Raw genomic sequence first — 17,150 nt, 5'->3', positions numbered from 1 at the left:
GAACGGCCTGCGCGCCATTGGTTGCGCGCAGGCCCCTCTCCGCTCAGGGCGTGCGGGGGCTTTCGTTGAAGGCCCGGACTGCTGCAGCGGCAAGATCCCCGACGGATCTGGAAGGATCTGACATCATACGAGCCACGATCCCTCCAAGTCTCGCCTTCGCAGCTTCGGCCTCGTCTCCAGCAAGATCTGGGTCGCTTCTTACGGTTTCCCATGCTCGGGCGTGGATGGCCTCTGCGATGAGCATCTCCTTTGAGTTCAAGACGCCGGGAACACGGAAATCGAGGGGCAGCATAGACAGGGTCTCGGTGAACCCGCGCTAGATAGTCCTCGCATTCCGAACGGCAAGGGCCCCGCCCTCGGTCGCCAGGGCGGGCTCGACTGGATTCCGGCTCTCCGCTGCAGCGAGAGTGCGAGAAGCACGTCAATCGGATGGAGCCCGGCACACGGGCGAGCCTGACCGGCCCCGAATGTGCATGATGCGGACTAATGCTTTGACAGCACCGGGCGCGACGCGCTCAATCCCGCGGCAACCGGAAACCGTGCCATGCCTCGCCTTGCCTTGACGTCGACTGCTCTCGCCACAGCGCTGCTGCTCGCGCTACCGGCGTCAGCCAAGACGCTGAAGCCCGTCCGCAATGTCGAAGCGACCGAGGATTTTGCCGGTAAGAAGCCCGACAAGGCAGCCAAGGATGTCAGCGGCCTGGCCTGCCTGCCGGCGAATGGCGAGGAGCGGCGCTGCCTCCTGGCGAATGACGAGAACCGCTCGGCCCAGTTCGCTATCCTGACCAAGGGGCGCATCAAGCCTGCCGGCGTGGTCGAGCTGATCGGGGACAGCCCCTCCCCGACTGCGCTCGGCGCGATCCCCGCGTCCCCTTGTCCGACGACTGGCGGTTATGGCGAGTTCGATGGCGAGGCGGTTGCGTATGCCGCGCCCTATTTCTACGTCGCCGGTTCGCATGGCTGCTCGCGCAACAGCAGCGAGTTTCGCCTCTCGTCCTTCCAGCTCGCTCGGGTCAAGGTCGACACGGCCGGCAACCCCATCGGCCAGGTTGAACTGACCTACCGCCTGAGTGATCAGTTGCGTCGTGCCGGCGAGGTTGCGCCCTTTTTCGGCAAGCCCCTGACGGATGGCAACGGCCTGAACATCGAAGGCATCGCGACCGCTCATGACAGGCTCTGGATTGGCCTGCGGGCGCCGTCGCAGAACGGTCGCGCTTTCCTGCTCGAAACAAATCCGGACGAACTCTTTGCGCCCGGCAATGAACCCGCGCAGGGCACCCCGACTGTGATCGCTTTCCCGGCTGGCCCGAATCGCGGCGTGCGCGACCTTGCCGCGCTGCGGGACGGACGCCTGCTGGTCCTGGTCGGCCCTGCGCAGGAACAGGACGTTCCCTATGGCCTGCTGCTGCTTGACCCTGCCGCGCCCCAGTCACCGAGGGATCTCGGCACACTTGCACCGCCAAAGGATGCCAAGGCAGAGGTCGTGACCATTCTCGAGGAAAGGCCTGGTCGCCTGCGCTTCCTGATCGGTTATGACGGCGTCAAGAATGGCCGATTCCAGGAATACGAGCTGCAACTGCCATGACAATTTCCTTCCGGTCTCGCCTTGAGGGCGTAGTGACACGCTATCGCGCCGAGGTCGCCTCACGACGCGAACATCTCTCGCTGCTGCGCTGGCAGATCGCCGCGGGGCATGCCCTCGACGAGCGCGACACCTTTCCGGGCCATGTCACCACCAGTGCGATCGTTCTGTCGCCGGATCACGCCCAGGTGCTGCTGATCGACCATGTCGTCATCGGTCGCTGGCTGCAGCCAGGCGGCCACTACGAGCCGGCCGAAGCATTCAACCTTTCCGCTGCGCGCGAGGCCGTCGAGGAGACCGGCGTCAGCAGGCTTGCGCTGCATCCCTGGCATCGCGGCGACGATCTGCCCTTCGTCATCGACAGCCATGACGTCCCCGGAAAACCCTCGCGCGGCGAGCCGGACCATATCCACCACGATCTGCAATACCTCTTCATCGCCGATCCCGTGGTGCCGCTCGTCGCGCAGCTCGAGGAAGTTCACGCCGCAGCCTGGAAGCCTGTCGCCGAACTCGCCAGCATTGCGCCGCTCGTCGCAGCCCGCCTCGCTTCGGTCGCGGTGCGCTAACATTGTTGGCGCAACGAAGAGCGTAACTTTATTACAGTATAGAAACCCGGACGATTTCGCCATTCGGCATCGATTCAGTGGAGATTCTCACTGGACCGCTGCCGGCAGGCCGTAGACGCTCTTGCAAATCATTTGCATCTGATGGATCTTCGACCATCGATATCCGGGGACTGACCGATGCTGCCGAAGTTTGCCGCCGTTGCTCTTGCCTTGAACGCCCTTTCCGCCAACGCCTTCGCCGCCGACCTGCCCGCACGCAAGAGCGCACCTGCCGCCCCGCCGATGCTCTCGGCCTGCACCGATCGCGAAAGCATCCCGACCGACGCCTTCGGCTTCACAACCGGCTCCGATGTGGCGGATGTCGGATCCTTCGGGCCGAGCCTGACCTATGGCGGCGGCTTCGGCACGCGCAGCGGCCGGTCGAACGCCCACGGCGCACAGCTCCAGGGCTCCTACGGACTCTTCCCCTGTTTCGAAATCGGCCCCTACCTGCTCGGCGGCGACACCAACGCCTCTGCCGGCGGGATCGGTGCGGATTCGAGCAGTTATGGCGCCGGCGTCGAGATGAAGTATCGCCTGCTCGGTCGCGACCTGAACGGCATCGGCCTGACGGTGGTGCTCGATCCCAGCGTCAATCGCACGGATCCGGACGGCGCCGGCCGCTTCACGACCTTCAACACCGGCATCCGCCTCTTCGCCGACAAGACGCTGGTTCCGGGCAAGCTCTACGCCGCGCTCAATCTCTCGCAGGACATGACCTGGACCGGCCCGGATCCCTATGGCCGCTCCTCGACCTTCACGGTCTCCGGGGCGCTGGCCTGGCAGGTCGTCGACGGCATCTATCTCAGCGGCGAGGTCCGCCATCTGCGGCGCTACAACGATCTCGGCTTCGACAATGAAGCGGGCTACGCCACATTCGCCGGCCCCGGCGTCTACTGGCAGGCGACGAAGCAACTCGCACTCTCGGCCGCCTACAACGTCCAGGTCGCCGGCAAGGCCAAGGGCGAACCCGGCAATCTCGACCTCACCAATTTCAGCCAGCACCTGGTCAAGGTGAAAGCCGCCTACAGCTTCTGATCAGCCGGGATTGATCAGCGGAGCAGCGAGCGGCCGGTCATTTCGTCCGGCTGTTTCAGCCCCATCAATGCCAGCAGCGTCGGCGCGACATCGGCAAGCCTGCCATCGGCCAGCGCCTTCGCATCGCTACCGATCAGCATCACGGGCACCGGAAACGTCGTGTGGGCGGTATGCGGTTTGCCGGTCACCGGATCGACCATCAACTCGCTGTTGCCGTGATCGGCCGTGACGAGCATGGCACCGCCCATCTGCTCGATTGCCTTGGCGATCCGGCCCAGGCCCGCATCGACGGTTTCGACGGCCTTGATCGCCGCCGAAAGCACTCCGGTATGCCCAACCATGTCGGGATTGGCGAAGTTCAGCACGACGAGATCGTATCGCCCCGAATTGACCGCCGCGACGGCGCGGTCCGTCAGCTCCGGCGCCGACATTTCGGGCTGCAGATCATAGGTCGCGACCTTGGGAGACGGCACCATCACCCGGTCTTCGCCGGGGTAGAGGCGCTCCTCGCCACCATTGAAGAAATAGGTCACATGCGGATATTTCTCGGTCTCCGCCATGCGGACCTGCATCCGCCCTGCCTTGGCGACGGTCTCTCCGAGACCGTTCGAGAGCGTCTGCGGCGGAAACAGCACTGGCATGACCTTATCGAGTTCGGCGCTGTAGGAGGTCATGCTGACCGCCCTGGAAAGCTTCGGCACGCGCGCCCGAGCAAAGCCCGAGAAATCCGGATCGAGTACCGCGGCCAGAATCTCGCGAATCCGGTCCGAGCGAAAATTGAAGCTGAGCAACCCGTCGCCGTCGCGCATGCCGGCATATCCAGCCATCACGGTCGGAACGATGAACTCATCATTGACGCCCTCCGCATAGGCGCCGGCGACGGCTTCCCCGGCCGTCGCGAAGGCCTTGCCCTCGCCCAGCACCATGGCGCGCCAGGCCTGCTCGACGCGCTCCCAGCGATTGTCGCGATCCATCGCGAAATAACGGCCCGACAGGCTGCCGATCACCGCCTCCTTCGGCAGGGCCGCGGCGAAGTCGCGTACATATTCTGCCGCCGATTGCGGTGGGGTGTCTCGCCCATCCGTGAAGACATGGACGCAGACCGGAATACCCTGCCCGGTCAGAATCCGGGCCAGCGCCACGGCGTGATCCTGATGGGCATGCACGCCGCCGGGCGAGACGAGGCCAAGCAGGTGGCAGGTGCCCCCTGTATTCCTGAGTTTCGCGACAAGCCCGGTCGCGTCCAGCGCCTGCGCGATCGACATGTCCTGGATCGCCTGGTTGATCCGCGGCAGGTCCTGCATGACGACGCGCCCGGCGCCGAGATTGAGATGGCCGACCTCCGAATTACCCATCTGGCCTTCCGGCAAGCCGACATCGAGGCCCGAAGTCTTCAGGAAAGCGCGCGGCGCACTAGCCCAATAGCGATCGAAATTCGGCGTGTTCGCCAGCTTCACCGCATTATTGGCTTCATCCTCGCGCCAGCCCCAGCCATCGAGGACCATCAGCATCACGGGGCGGTTCGACATGCGGCAACCTGTGGGCATCAAGGAAAAACTGCTTGTGCGGATATCACGCACCGCGCCGCCAACGCGAGTGCTAAGAAAAAGCACCGATCCCCGATCCTACGGCAAGGGAACCACCCATGGCGCTCAAAGCCCTCGTTTTCGACGCCTATGGCACCTTGTTCGACATCCAATCCGTTGCCGGCGTCACTGACGAGGCGTTTCCCGGCCATGGCGAAACGATCACCCAAATCTGGCGGCTGAAGCAGCTCGAGTACACCTGGCTCAGGGCGCTGATGGGCCGCTATGAGGATTTCTGGACGGTCACGCGCGACGCGCTCGACTTCACGTTGGCGACACTCGGGCTGGTGGCGACGCCCGATCTGATCGCCAGAATTGCGGCAGCCTATGACGCGCTCGCGCTCTACCCGGAGGCAAGGCAAGCACTCGAGGAGCTCGCGGGCTTACGTCTCGCCATCTTCTCGAATGGCAGCCCGGCCATGTTGAACCGCCTCGTCGCCCAGGCCGGCATCGACGAGTTGCTGGAAACCGTGATCAGCGTCGACGAGATCGGCGTCTACAAGCCGGATCCCCGTGGCTATGAGCTGGTAGAGACGCGACTGGGCCTTGCCCGCGAGGAGATCCTCTTCGTTTCCTCCAACGGCTTCGATATCGCCGGCGCCAAAGCCTATGGCTTCACCGTCGCGCGCATCGAACGCATTCCCGCAACGGCTTTGCGCGCCGAGCTGGCGGCCCCCGGCGGGATCGGCCCCACTACACTGTTCAAGGCTCTGCGTATGCAGCCGGAACGGCTCGGGGCGGGCGCCGACCTCACTATCGCCAGGCTGACGGATCTTGCAGCTTACGCGACGAAACGGCGGTAAGACCCGCTCGATCACCCTGCGCCAGGAGACCCAATCGATGATCAAGTTCTACTATCATCCGTCGCCAAACCCCGCGAAGATCGCGCTCTTCCTTGAGGAAGCCGGGCTGCCCTACGAGATGGTGCCGGTCGATACCCGACGTGGCGACCAGTTCAAGCCCGAGTTCCTGGCGATCAATCCCAATGCCAAGACGCCAGCCCTGACCGATGACGACGTCACGATCTTCGATAGCAACGCGATCCTGCTCTATCTCGCGGAGAAGACCGGCAAATTCCTCCCCGAGAGCACACCCGCGGCACGAGGCCAGATGCTCTCCTGGTTGATGTTCGTCGCCACCGGCATCGGCCCCTATTGCGGACAGGCCGTGCATTTCACCCGTTTTGCGCCTGAGAAGATCCCCTACGCAATCAACCGCTATTCGCGCGAGGCCGAGCGGCACTGGGGCATCATCAACGACCAGCTCGGCAAGCATCGTTACATGCTGGGAGACAGCTACACGCTGATCGACATGTCGGTCTGGGGCTGGTCGACGCGCGCGGCCTTCGCGCTCGGTGAAGAGGCCTTCGGCAAGCTGACCAACGTCAAGCGCCATCTCGATGAGATTTCCGCTCGCCCCGCCGCTCAGCGCGCGGTGGCATTGAAGGATCAGTTCGCCTTCAAGACGGAATTCGACGAGGAGGCGCGCAAGTTCCTATTCCCGCAGAACGCCCATCTCGTCGGGTGAGCCAAAGCCCCGGCGGGCCGGCTCACGCCGGCTCGCTCAGGCCGCGATCACGAAATCGAACCGGCCGAGACGCCCACCTTCGGCAGCGCGGATATCCATCAGCAGCGCGCGGTCGAAGATGCCATCGCGCGCATTGCCGGGCTCGCTCGGGAAATAGAGCTGGGTCGTCAGGACCGGCCCCTGCCCCGCCCGGACCTTCACATGGAAATGCCGTGTCCGGCCGGGATAGAGGCCCGGCATGCGGGTGATGAACTGGTACCGGCCCTGCGCGTCGGTGAACTGGTGGCCTCGGAAGAGAAAGCCCGCGTTGTCGTAGTCGCCGCTCGCATTCGCATGCCAGAGATCGACCAGGGCTCCGCCGACCGGGCGGCATTGCGGCGTCAGCACGAAACCGGAAAGCACCAGCATCTCGCCTGGCCCATCTCCGCGCAGATCCCGCTTCAGCGGTGAGGATGCTGTGAAATACGGTCCCTCGGTCTGGCGCCTGGTAACAGCCGCCCTGCCCTCGCAGGCAGGCGTCATTGGAAGTTCCGTTCCTTCGGCCCGGGCAGGTTCGGGACGAGACAGCGCCGCGAGCCCGGCGGCTGCGAGCGCGGAAGCGACGAGATCACGGCGGTTGAACCCAATCTGCGGCATCGCGCACTCCCATCCAGGCCCCTAACTCAGTGCCCCTCTCGTCGGGTGAGAGTCGGAGCCTTGCCAAAATATGGACGCAGCGTTCCGGGAAAGCAGTGGCAGAATGGCCCGTTTCACGGCACTGTGACCGCCGATTCCGCGTGCTCCGGTCTGGGTCGCGACGCGGCGAAGGAAACCGTATGCCGACCGATATCGAAATTGCCCGCGCAACCGAACTCACGCCCATCGCCAGCATCGCCGAAAGGATCGGGATTCCCGACGAGGCCCTTCATCCCTACGGCAAATACATCGCAAAGATCGACGGCGCCGCGATCCCGGATTTCGAGGAGCGTCCGAATGGAAAGCTGATCCTCGTTACGGCGATCAGCCCGACGCCCGCCGGCGAGGGCAAGACCACCACGACGGTCGGCCTCGGCGACGGCCTGTCTCGCCTCGGCAAGCGTACCATGATCGCGCTGCGCGAACCCTCGCTCGGCCCCTGCTTCGGCATGAAGGGCGGCGCCGCCGGCGGCGGCTATGCGCAGGTCGTGCCGATGGAGCAGATCAATCTGCATTTCACCGGCGATTTCCACGCCATCACCAGCGCCCACAACCTGCTCGCTGCGCTGGTCGACAATCATATCTATTGGGGCAATGCGCTCGACTTCGATGCCCGCAATGTCGCGTTGCGCCGCGTCATGGACATGAACGATCGCGCCTTGCGGCAGATCGTGTCGTCGCTGGGCGGCAATGGCAACGGCTATCCACGCGAGGACGGCTTCGACATCACTGTCGCCTCGGAAGTCATGGCCATCTTCTGCCTCGCCCGCGACCATGCCGATCTCGAGGCCCGGCTCGGCCGCATCGTGGTCGGCCGCAGCCGCGACAAGCGCGCGATCACGGCTGCCGAGCTGAAGGCGACCGGTGCGATGAGCGTCCTGCTCAAGGACGCGCTCATGCCGAATCTCGTGCAGAGCCTGGAAGGGACGCCAGCCTTCGTCCATGGCGGCCCCTTCGCCAATATCGCCCATGGCTGCAACTCGGTGATCGCCACGCGCGCCGCCCTGAAGCTCGCCGATTATGTCGTGACCGAAGCCGGTTTCGGGGCCGATCTCGGCGCGGAAAAGTTCTTCGACATCAAGTGCCGCAAGGCCGGCCTCAAGCCGGCCGCGGCGGTCGTGGTCGCGACCGTCCGCGCATTGAAGATGCATGGCGGCGCAGCCAAGGATGCGCTCGGCCAGGAGAACCTGAAGGCGCTCGAAGCCGGGCTGTCCAACCTGACGCGCCATGTCGTCAACATCCGGAAATTCGGCGTTCCGCCGATCGTTGCGATCAACAATTTCGACAGCGACACCCATGCCGAGCATGAGCTGATCCGCCACTATTGCCGCAACCATCTTGGCGTCGAGGCCGTCATCTGCCGGCACTGGGCCGAAGGCGGTGCGGGGGCCGAGGAGCTGGCGCGCAAGGTCGCCGCACTGGCCGACGACGACGAGGCGGATTTCGCGCCGCTCTATCCAGATGCCATGCCGTTGCGCGACAAGCTGCAGACCATTGCCGAGGAGATCTATGGCGCGGCCGGCATCTCCCACGACGCCAAGGTGGGCGCACGCTTCGCGGAGCTGGAAGCTGCGGGGCATGGACACCTTCCCGTCTGCGTGGCCAAGACCCAATACTCCTTCTCGGCCGATCCCACGTTGCGCGGTGCGCCATCGGGCCACATCGTCCCGGTCCGTGAACTTCGCCTCTCGGCCGGGGCCGGCTTCGTCGTCGCGATTTGTGGGGACATCATGACCATGCCCGGTCTGCCCCGGGAACCCGCCGCCGAACGCATCCATATCGATGCGGAAGGACAGATCGAAGGCCTCTTCTAAGCTTTTGCGACTGGATTGGACACTGGCACGGGTGCTTTCTAGCTTCACCCGTGCAAGCATCGTGACAGAAACAGGCCGAATCAAACGCGTCGCATTACGACATCCAGTTAGGTTCGGCGGAAGCTGTCGGGGCACTGCTCAGGATGAGGGCGAATATCGCGCGGCCGGCCTTCACCTCGGGATTGAGGGGCCGGGTTCTCGTCTTGACCCTGGCTGCCCTGCTTGCGGTCGCTATTCCCTCGACCGCGGCTTTTCTCTGGATCGTCAACACGACGATCGAGAAACTCGGCACGCTCTTCGCCGAGAAGCAGATCCTGTTCGATCGCTATCGCGGGCTGGAATCCCTGATGCGGGAGGTCTCGCTGGCCGAAACGGTGGCGCGCTCCCCAGCCGTTCTCGCCTGGGCGGCAGATGAGAACGATCCCGAGAAATCCGAGCGCGGGCTCGCCGAACTTGAGCATTACCGGCTCTCGTTCAAGGATCGCAGCTATTTCGTCGTGCTCGACGGCTCCGGCAACTACTACTTCAACGACAAGCAGAACACGTACGAGACCGCCCGCAGGCGCTACACCCTCTCACGCGAGAACCCGCGCGACGGTTGGTACTACAAGACGGCGGCGCTCGGATCCGGCTGCCACCTCAATGTCGACCACGACGACAATCTCAAGGTCACCAAGGTCTGGATCAACTGCATCATCAGCAAGGGTGACAAGCAGCTCGGCATCATCGGTACCGGCGTCGATTTCAGCCAGTTCATTCGCGAAGTCGTCGATATCCCGCAGGTGGGCGTGCAGAGCATCTTCGTCGACCGCAACGGTGCGGTGCAGGCGCATCGCGATCCGCGCCTTGTCGACTTTCATAGCCTGACAAAGGACCTCAAAGCCAAGAAGACGATCTTTGCCCTTGTCGACGAAGAAGCCGACCGCGCGGCGCTGACCGGCATGATGGCTGAGGTCGCGCGAGGTGAAGCCCCCGTCCGCTCCCGGTTCATGACCGTCAGCGGCCGCGAAACGCTCGTCGGAGTGGGCTATCTCGACCGCCTGGGCTGGTTCAACATCAGCCTGATGGATGTCGACCAGATCATCGATCGAAGGCTGTTTCTTCCGATCGCATTGCTGCTGGCCACCATCCTGATGACTGCCGCCGCACTGATGACCTTGCTGTTCAAACGCAGTGTTCTCGACCGGCTGGCGCGGATGGAAGCCTCCGTGATGCGCGTCCGCGCCGGCTCGTTCACACCATCCGATACTGACGCCGGCCATGATGAGATCGGCCGCCTGTCGCGCGCCCTCGAAGAGATGGCACGCGCGGTTGGCGACAATACCGACCGACTTGAGGCAATGGTACGGGAGCGCACCGAGACGCTCGAGCATCTCGCCCATCACGACCCGCTTACCTCGGTATTGAATCGGCGTGGCTTCGAAGGGGCCTTTGCTCAGGAGCAGAACCGGGCCCTTCGCACGGGGCGTCCGACAGCGCTCGCCCTGGTCGATCTCGATGACTTCAAGACGATCAACGATACCTATGGCCACCAGGCCGGTGATCGGGTCATCATCGAGGTCGTGCACCGCATGTCCGCCGTGCTGCGCAACTATGATATCTGCGCGCGCTGGGGCGGCGACGAGTTCATCCTGCTGATCGCCGACAGTTCGCTCGCCTCGCTTTCGGCGATTGCCGCCAAGATCGTCAGCGAGATCAGGGCAGCCCCGATCGAACTGGGTGGGGCGCAGGCGATCACCGCGACCGTGAGCATCGGCGCCTGCATGGTCGGCCCGCTGGAAACCCTGTCGAGTGCGGCCGCCCATGCCGACGCCGCACTCTATGCCGCCAAGCATGGCGGCCGCGACACCTTCGTCGTCTACGACCCCGCGCTGCACGGCCAGGCGGGCCATCCAACGCTGCGGTTCGGCTGATCAGGCGAAGGCGAGCTGCACCTTCATCGCCCGCGACTTGTCGCCAGCCAGTTCGAAAGCCTCGACCGCCCGCTCGACCGGGATCGACGCCGTCAGCAGCGGAGAGAGATCGATGCTGCCCGATCCGATCATCGCCACGGCCCAGTCGAACTCCTCATGGAAGCGGAATGAGCCCCGCAGATCGAACTCCTTGGCGACCAGCACGTTCATCGGCAAGGTAAAATTGCCGCCGACGCCGATCTGCACAATGACGCCGCCGGGCCGCACCACGTCGAACGCGCCCGTCAGCGCGTGCTGGTTACCAGAGGCCTCGAACATCACGTCGAAGGTGCCCTTCTCCGCGCCGTACTCCGCCTTGAGCCGCTCCGGTTCCGCCATGACGTTGATCGCGCCCGTCGCGCCCATCTTCAATGCCGTCGGCAGCGGACCGTCGACAACGTCGGTCGCGACGATCTCGGAGGCTCCCGCTGCCCTGGCAGCGACCACGGTGAGCACGCCGATCGGCCCGGAGCCGGTCACCAGGACCCGCTTGCCGAGGAGCGGGCCGGCGCGCTTGGCGGCATGGAGGCAAACCGAAAGCGGCTCGGCGAAGGCGGCCTGCGCCGCCGGCACATGCGCGGGCACCTTCACCGCCTGCCGCTCCTCGACGACGAGCACATCGCGAAACCCGCCCTGGACATGGGGGAAGCGCATGGCGCTGCCATAGAACAGCATGTCGGTGCAGTGTTGCTGCTGGCCTGCCTGGCAGTAGCGGCAACGCCCGCAAGCCCGGCTCGGATTGACGGCGACACGGTCCCCCGGCCTGACCCGCGAGACCTCGCCGCCGACCGCCTCGACCGTCCCGGCGATCTCGTGGCCGAGGATCATCGGCTCGCGCACGCGGATCGTACCGAAGCCACCATGCTGGTAGTAGTGCAGGTCCGAGCCGCAGATGCCGCCCGCCTCGATCCGCACGCGCACATCCAGCGGTCCGAGTTCCGGCACGGGCCTTTCCTCGACCCGCAGGTCCTTCGCGGCGTGGATGACGACTGCGCGCATGGCGGTTCTCCCAGGGAAGGCCTTGCCGGATTCGGCCGATCTGCAATTGTCTAATCGATTGAAAGATGCTTACCCAAGCTATGCGGGCCCGCGCAAATCGAATCTCATCGGCCATACCTGCGCCATCGAGGATACGCCATGTCGCTTTCGCTGTTCAGCCTTGAAGGCAAGATCGCACTCATCACCGGTTCGGGCCAGGGCATCGGCCTCGCCATGGCCGAAGGACTGAGCGAAGCCGGGGCACATGTCGTGCTCAACGGCCGCGACAAGGGCAAGCTCGGGGCCGCACGCGCCGCGATCGCCAATTCCGGCCGCAAAGTCTCGATCTCTGCCTTCGATGTCACCGACCAGGAGGCCGTCGAGGCGGCCATCGCCACGATCGAGGCCGAGGTCGGGCCGATCGACATCCTGATCAACAATGCCGGCACGCAGAAGCGGGCGCCCTTTATCGAGTTCCCCGCCGAGGACTGGCATTACCTGATCAATACCAATCTCCATTCGGTCTTCTATGTCACGCAGGCCGTGTCGAAGCGGATGGTGCCGCGCGGCCGGGGCAAGATCGTCAATATCGGCTCGGTGATGAGTGAGCTCGGCCGGCCCACAATCGTGCCCTACACCGCCACCAAAGGCGCCGTGAAGATGATGACACGCGGTCTCGCCGCCGAGCTCGGCAAACATAACATCCAGACCAACGCGATCGGCCCCGGCTACATCGTCACCGAGCTCAACAAGGCGCTGATCGCCGACGAAACCTTCTCGGGCTGGGTCAAGAGCCGGACGCCCGCCGGGCGCTGGGGCGAGACGAAGGAGCTGGTCGGCGCCGCGATCTTCCTGTCATCGGCTGCGTCCGACTATGTCAACGGCCATCTGCTGATGGTCGATGGCGGCCTGACATCGGTGGTCTGACCTCCGGTTCAGCCCGCAGCACTGGCCTCGCTCTGCCGCATCCGGCTCGGCGGCAGACTATGGAAGCGCCCCCAGGCGCGCCGCAATTGCCGCGGTGAGGCAAAGCCGGCGCGTTCCGCGACCGCCTCGATGTCGAGACGGGAACCCGTCAGCAATTCTCGCGCGACGGCAACCCGCATCCGATTGACGTATTCGGTGACGCTCATGCCCGCATGTTCGTTGAACAGGCGCGAGAGATTGCGCGGGCTAGTTGCCGCGGCATCGGCAAGCGTACTCACCGACCAGTCGCGCACCGGGTCCGCCGCCACCGCATCCTGTGCCCGGTGCACGGAAGGGTGGATGTGATTGCGGCCTTCGAGCCAGGGCGAAAGCTGCGGATCGGCACCGGCGCGCCTGAGATAGACGACGAGATAGCGTGCAACCGCAAGCGCGCATGCATGCCCCGCCATCCCCGCCACGACATGCAGCATCAGATCGATACCGGCTGTAATCCCGGCGCTGGTCAGGCGGTCGCCATCCTCGACATAGAGCCGGTTCTCAAGGATTCGGGCCGCCGGTGCAGCCTCGGCGAGTTCCCTGAGGCAGTCATAATGCGTGGTGCAATCATACCCGTCGAGAAGCCCGGCGCGGCCCGCCAGCAGGGCTCCGGAGCAGATCGAGATGAAGCGGATGCCCGGGCGAACCGCCCGCCGCAGCCACTCAACGATCTGCCCCTCATGAACCGCATCCTCCTCCCGGCTCGAGCCCTGAGGGCCAAGAGGCGCATCGGCACTGCCGGGCAGGACAAGCAGCGAGCCGCCTGGCAGAGAGGCTGGCAAGGGACCGATGGCTGTCACGCCAAGGCCGATCGAACTCCCGACATCAGGCAGCGGCCCGACATAGGTCACGGTGAAGCGCAAGGCGTCCTGTTCCAGATTGGCCCGGCGCAGCACCTCAATCGGTCCGGCGACATCGAGCAGCAGCACGCGCGGTGGTACGAGCACATAGACCGGCACCCCGACGGGCTGCTGCTCACGCGTCATGCTGCCAGCTTCTTGCTGCGCTGAGCGAGAGCGTCCTCGACCGTGGCGATGCGCGCAAAGCGATCGGCCAGAACAAGCTCCGTCCGCGCCCGGATTTCGGCTGCGCTCCACTGGCGGCCGGCGGCATCGGTCATCGGGAAGGTCAGGGTCGCCTCACCGACATAATCGACCTCATAGCCGAGGTCAGAAGCGTGGCGCGTCGTAGTCTCGCAGCACTGCTCGGTGCGGATGCCGGAGACGATCACGCGGCGAATTCCATTCTCGGTCAGCCAGACATCGAGCCCACTGCCGACGAGTGCGCTGTGCCGCCCCTTGCGAAAGACGGCATCCGGTTCGATCGTGAGCGGCGCGAGGGTTTTCACGTAGCCGGAACTCTCGGCAAAGGGACCGGTCGGGTCGACGTGGAAAATCTGGACGACGGGGATGCCGGCTGCCTTGGCTCCGTCGACAAGCGCCTGAAGCCGCGTGATGAAGGGCGGCACATAGGTCTCTTCAAAATAGGCACGCTGCCGGAAGGATTCCTGAACGTCGATCACGAGCAGGGCGGTATCAGAGGACATTTTGCATCTCCCACTTGAGGTATGGGCTGATGCTAAGGCACTGAGCAACTGACGAAATACCAAATCGAGACGAAGGGCGGACAAATCACGCCATGACGATAGATGACGCCCCTCTCTCTCGGCAAGCCTGAGCTAGCCCCCGTTTTTCTCCCTCGCCTTCCTCGCCAACCTCTCGAACTCGGCGCGCATCGTTTCAAGCTTCTCCTCATCGAGTTCCTCAAGGTCGAGCAGCTCCTCCCTAGCCCCCTCAAGCCGAAGAATAAGCTCGTCGAGCTTGATCTGCATCGCCGCGGTGTCCCGGTTCTGGCTGTTCTGGATGATGAAGACCATCAGGAAGGTGACGATCGTGGTCGATGTGTTGATCACGAGTTGCCAGGTGTCATTGAAGCCGAAGAAGGGCCCCGACAGCGCCCAGACGACGATGACCGCGAGGGCCAGGAAGAAGGGCCTGGGGCTTCCCGGCCAAATGGGCCGTGCTCTGGGAAAGGCGCGTGAAGAAGGAGCGTTCCGCGATCGCAGAGCGGCTCGATGCCATGATTGCTTCCCTCGGATGCTGAACGGTTACATTCAACAACACGGGGCGGGCCGGTCCGTTCCCGGCGCTTGGGAACGGCTGCGATCTACATCAGGGTGTCAGGCGCTGGGCGTGCCAGGAAATATGTTGCGCCATGAAGGTCGAGACGAAATTGTAGGAATGGTCGTAGCCATCCCGCATGTTGAGCTCGAGCGGAATACCGGCACTGACGCAGGCCACCTCGAGCAGCCAGGGCCGCAATCCCTCCTGCAGGAAGCCATCGGCGGTGCCTTGGTCAACCAGGAGATCCTTGACCCGGTGGCCGTCCGCGATCAGCGCAGTACTGTCATAGCGCCGCCAGGCCGCCTCGTCGGAACCGAGATATTTCTCGAAGGCAGGCCGCGACCATCCCGCCGTCGAAGGCTGCGTGATCGGTGCGAAGGCCGAAACCGAATGGAACCGGTCAGGATTTTTCAGCGCGAGGGTGATCGCGCCATGCCCCCCCATCGAATGGCCGAAGATCCCCTGCCTGCTCATGTCGACGGGAAAATTGTGAGCGACGATCTCGCTCAACTCTGTGAGGAGATAGCTCTCCATCCGGTAGTTTCGGGCATAGGGCTCCTGGGTCGCATCGAGATAGAAGCCCGCGCCGGAGCCGAATTGCCAGTTATCGGGCTCGTCCGGCACGCCGTCGCCGCGTGGCGATGTGTCCGGGCAGATGATCGCGATGCCGTTCGCGGCTGCGGCAGCGCGGTACTCGCCCTTGTCCATGACGTTCTGGTGCGAACAGGTCAGCCCCGACAGATACCAGAGCACCGGAACCGGGCCATCTTCGATCTGCGGCGGCAGGAAGATCGCGAAGGTCATCGGACAGGCGCAGACCGCGCTCTCGTGTCGGAAGACGCGCTGCGAGCCGCCGAAGGCCTTGGAGTTCGAGAGGAGTTCCATGATGTCCCTTTCGGTCGTTAGCGACGCGCAGTCCAAGCCCAATCCCACATCATCACCCCTGCCGCGGTGAAGCGGAGATCAGGGATGATGGCGGGTTTCCATGGAGGGTCGATGCGGCGGAAGAGCGGCCAGCTCAGTACACGACGACCGAGCGAATCGACTTGCCCTCATGCATCAGGTCGAATCCGTGATTGATCTCGTCCAGGCTGAGCTTGTGGGTGATCAGATCATCGATGTTGATCTTGCCCTCCATGTACCAGTCGACGATCTTCGGCACATCGGTGCGCCCGCGCGCGCCGCCGAAGGCGGTGCCCTTCCAGACCCGCCCGGTGACGAGCTGGAACGGCCGTGTCGCGATTTCCTTGCCGGCTTCGGCGACCCCGATGATGATCGATTCACCCCAGCCGCGATGGCAGCATTCCAGCGCCTGTCGCATCACGTTGGTATTGCCGGTCGCGTCGAAGGAGAAGTCGGCGCCGCCGGCGGTCAGATCGACGATCGCCTGCACCACCTTGTCATTGCCGATCTCGGCCGGATTGATGAAGTCGGTCATGCCGAATTTCTCGGCCATGGCGCGCTTGCCCGGATTGATGTCGACGCCGATGATCTTGTCGGCGCCGACCATGCGGGCGCCCTGGATGACATTGAGGCCGATGCCGCCGAGCCCGAAGACCACGACATTGGCGCCGGGCCAGACCTTGGCGGTGTAGATCACCGCGCCGATCCCCGTCGTCACGCCGCAGCCGATATAGCAGATCTTGTCGAAGGGCGCGTCCTCGCGAACCTTCGCCAGCGCGATCTCCGGCAGCACCGTGAAATTCGCGAAGGTCGAGCAGCCCATGTAGTGGAAGACCTCGCCGCCATCGCAGGAGAAGCGCGAGGTGCCGTCCGGCATCACGCCCTGGCCTTGTGTCGAGCGGATCGCGGTGCAGAGATTGGTGCGGCGCGACAGGCAGCTTTTGCAGCTGCGGCATTCCGGCGTGTAGAGCGGAATGACGTGGTCGCCGGGCTTCAGCGTCGTGACCCCGGCGCCGACCTCCCGCACGATGCCGGCGCCCTCATGGCCGAGGATCGCCGGGAACTTGCCTTCTGAATCGAGCCCGGAAAGCGTGTAGGCGTCGGTATGGCAGATGCCGGTCGCCATCACCTCGACCAGGACCTCGCCCGCCTTCGGGCCGCCGATCTCGATGGTTTCGATGGTCAGCGGCTTTCCGGCCTCCCAGGCAACGGCGGCGCGTGTCTTCATGGTCATATCCTTGCAGAAGGCCAGCGCGAGCGGCGATGGCGCGTGGGCTGGAAGCCTGGTCAGTGGAGGCGTGTCCCGACTGCGAACGCCTCGGCCAAGCACGAATAGGGCGAAGGGATGGAGGCTTTGTCAACGCGCGCCCGGCAGCATGGCGCAGTTCCGAAATGCAGACGGCG

Annotated in this window: 16 protein-coding genes; 8 read left to right on the top strand and 8 right to left on the bottom strand. The window is 64.4% G+C overall.

The window, feature by feature from the left end:
* Positions 1-544: 544 nt before the first annotated feature.
* From BIWAKO_RS15635 to BIWAKO_RS15625, 3 genes are all read left to right on the top strand, one after another.
* Positions 545-1,585 carry a DUF3616 domain-containing protein gene (locus BIWAKO_RS15635; RefSeq protein ID WP_069879444.1) on the top strand — a complete coding sequence of 347 codons (1,041 nt, stop codon included), beginning with the start codon at positions 545-547 and terminating at the stop codon, positions 1,583-1,585.
* A complete protein-coding gene (locus BIWAKO_RS15630; protein WP_084651442.1) occupies positions 1,582-2,148 on the top strand; it encodes an NUDIX hydrolase in 567 nt (188 codons plus the stop codon). The genes BIWAKO_RS15635 and BIWAKO_RS15630 overlap by 4 nt, the downstream gene beginning before the upstream one ends.
* Before the next feature lie 177 nt (positions 2,149-2,325).
* Positions 2,326-3,225: a hypothetical protein gene (locus BIWAKO_RS15625; RefSeq protein ID WP_069879442.1), complete on the top strand. Its 900-nt coding sequence runs from the start codon at positions 2,326-2,328 to the stop codon at positions 3,223-3,225.
* A gap of 14 nt (positions 3,226-3,239) precedes the next feature.
* On the opposite strand, the gene gpmI is transcribed toward BIWAKO_RS15625, so the two are convergent.
* Positions 3,240-4,754: a 2,3-bisphosphoglycerate-independent phosphoglycerate mutase gene (gene gpmI / locus BIWAKO_RS15620; RefSeq protein ID WP_201788626.1), complete on the bottom strand. Its 1,515-nt coding sequence runs from the start codon at positions 4,752-4,754 to the stop codon at positions 3,240-3,242.
* A gap of 116 nt (positions 4,755-4,870) precedes the next feature.
* Here gpmI and BIWAKO_RS15615 point away from each other — a divergent pair, with 116 nt between their 5' ends.
* Positions 4,871-5,614, top strand: coding sequence for a haloacid dehalogenase type II (locus tag BIWAKO_RS15615; RefSeq protein ID WP_069879440.1), 744 nt, complete (start codon positions 4,871-4,873; stop codon positions 5,612-5,614).
* 37 nt (positions 5,615-5,651) lie between these two features.
* Complete coding sequence (locus BIWAKO_RS15610; RefSeq protein ID WP_069879439.1) at positions 5,652-6,338, top strand: glutathione S-transferase family protein; 687 nt, start codon at positions 5,652-5,654, stop codon at positions 6,336-6,338.
* 36 nt (positions 6,339-6,374) lie between these two features.
* On the opposite strand, the gene BIWAKO_RS15605 is transcribed toward BIWAKO_RS15610, so the two are convergent.
* On the bottom strand, positions 6,375-6,974 hold the full coding sequence (locus BIWAKO_RS15605; protein WP_069879438.1) for a dioxygenase family protein: 600 nt from the start codon (positions 6,972-6,974) through the stop codon (positions 6,375-6,377).
* Positions 6,975-7,153: 179 nt separating this feature from the next.
* Between BIWAKO_RS15605 and BIWAKO_RS15600 the strand changes: the two genes are divergently transcribed.
* Together BIWAKO_RS15600 and BIWAKO_RS15595 are read left to right on the top strand one after the other, a co-directional pair.
* Positions 7,154-8,827, top strand: a complete 1,674-nt coding sequence (locus tag BIWAKO_RS15600) for a formate--tetrahydrofolate ligase (RefSeq protein ID WP_069879437.1) — start codon at positions 7,154-7,156, stop codon at positions 8,825-8,827.
* A gap of 143 nt (positions 8,828-8,970) precedes the next feature.
* Positions 8,971-10,740 carry a GGDEF domain-containing protein gene (locus BIWAKO_RS15595; RefSeq protein ID WP_069879436.1) on the top strand — a complete coding sequence of 590 codons (1,770 nt, stop codon included), beginning with the start codon at positions 8,971-8,973 and terminating at the stop codon, positions 10,738-10,740.
* Here BIWAKO_RS15595 and BIWAKO_RS15590 read toward each other — a convergent pair whose 3' ends face one another.
* Positions 10,741-11,778: an L-idonate 5-dehydrogenase gene (locus BIWAKO_RS15590; protein ID WP_069879435.1), complete on the bottom strand. Its 1,038-nt coding sequence runs from the start codon at positions 11,776-11,778 to the stop codon at positions 10,741-10,743.
* Between the two features lie 138 nt (positions 11,779-11,916).
* Here BIWAKO_RS15590 and BIWAKO_RS15585 point away from each other — a divergent pair, with 138 nt between their 5' ends.
* Entirely contained in the window at positions 11,917-12,684 is a 768-nt protein-coding gene (locus tag BIWAKO_RS15585; protein ID WP_069879434.1) for an SDR family oxidoreductase, read from the top strand.
* Between the two features lie 8 nt (positions 12,685-12,692).
* Here BIWAKO_RS15585 and BIWAKO_RS15580 read toward each other — a convergent pair whose 3' ends face one another.
* The 5 genes from BIWAKO_RS15580 to BIWAKO_RS15560 form a co-directional block, all read right to left on the bottom strand.
* Positions 12,693-13,706 (bottom strand): GlxA family transcriptional regulator, encoded by a 1,014-nt coding sequence (locus tag BIWAKO_RS15580; protein WP_069879433.1) that lies wholly within the window; start codon positions 13,704-13,706, stop codon positions 12,693-12,695.
* Positions 13,703-14,266, bottom strand: a complete 564-nt coding sequence (locus BIWAKO_RS15575) for an isochorismatase family protein (RefSeq protein ID WP_069879432.1) — start codon at positions 14,264-14,266, stop codon at positions 13,703-13,705. The genes BIWAKO_RS15580 and BIWAKO_RS15575 overlap by 4 nt, the downstream gene beginning before the upstream one ends.
* 132 nt (positions 14,267-14,398) lie before the next feature.
* Positions 14,399-14,674 carry a low affinity iron permease family protein gene (locus tag BIWAKO_RS34255; RefSeq protein ID WP_244523648.1) on the bottom strand — a complete coding sequence of 92 codons (276 nt, stop codon included), beginning with the start codon at positions 14,672-14,674 and terminating at the stop codon, positions 14,399-14,401.
* A 217-nt stretch (positions 14,675-14,891) separates the two neighbouring features.
* On the bottom strand, positions 14,892-15,728 hold the full coding sequence (gene fghA, locus BIWAKO_RS15565; RefSeq protein ID WP_069879430.1) for an S-formylglutathione hydrolase: 837 nt from the start codon (positions 15,726-15,728) through the stop codon (positions 14,892-14,894).
* A gap of 133 nt (positions 15,729-15,861) precedes the next feature.
* A complete protein-coding gene (locus tag BIWAKO_RS15560; protein ID WP_069882530.1) occupies positions 15,862-16,974 on the bottom strand; it encodes an S-(hydroxymethyl)glutathione dehydrogenase/class III alcohol dehydrogenase in 1,113 nt (370 codons plus the stop codon).
* Between the last annotated feature and the right edge of the window lie 176 nt (positions 16,975-17,150).

The sequence above is a fragment of the Bosea sp. BIWAKO-01 genome, from assembly GCF_001748145.1.
Taxonomy (GTDB): domain Bacteria; phylum Pseudomonadota; class Alphaproteobacteria; order Rhizobiales; family Beijerinckiaceae; genus Allobosea.
Note: the sequence above shows the minus strand (reverse complement) of the source record. Positions and strands in the feature narration are given on the sequence as shown.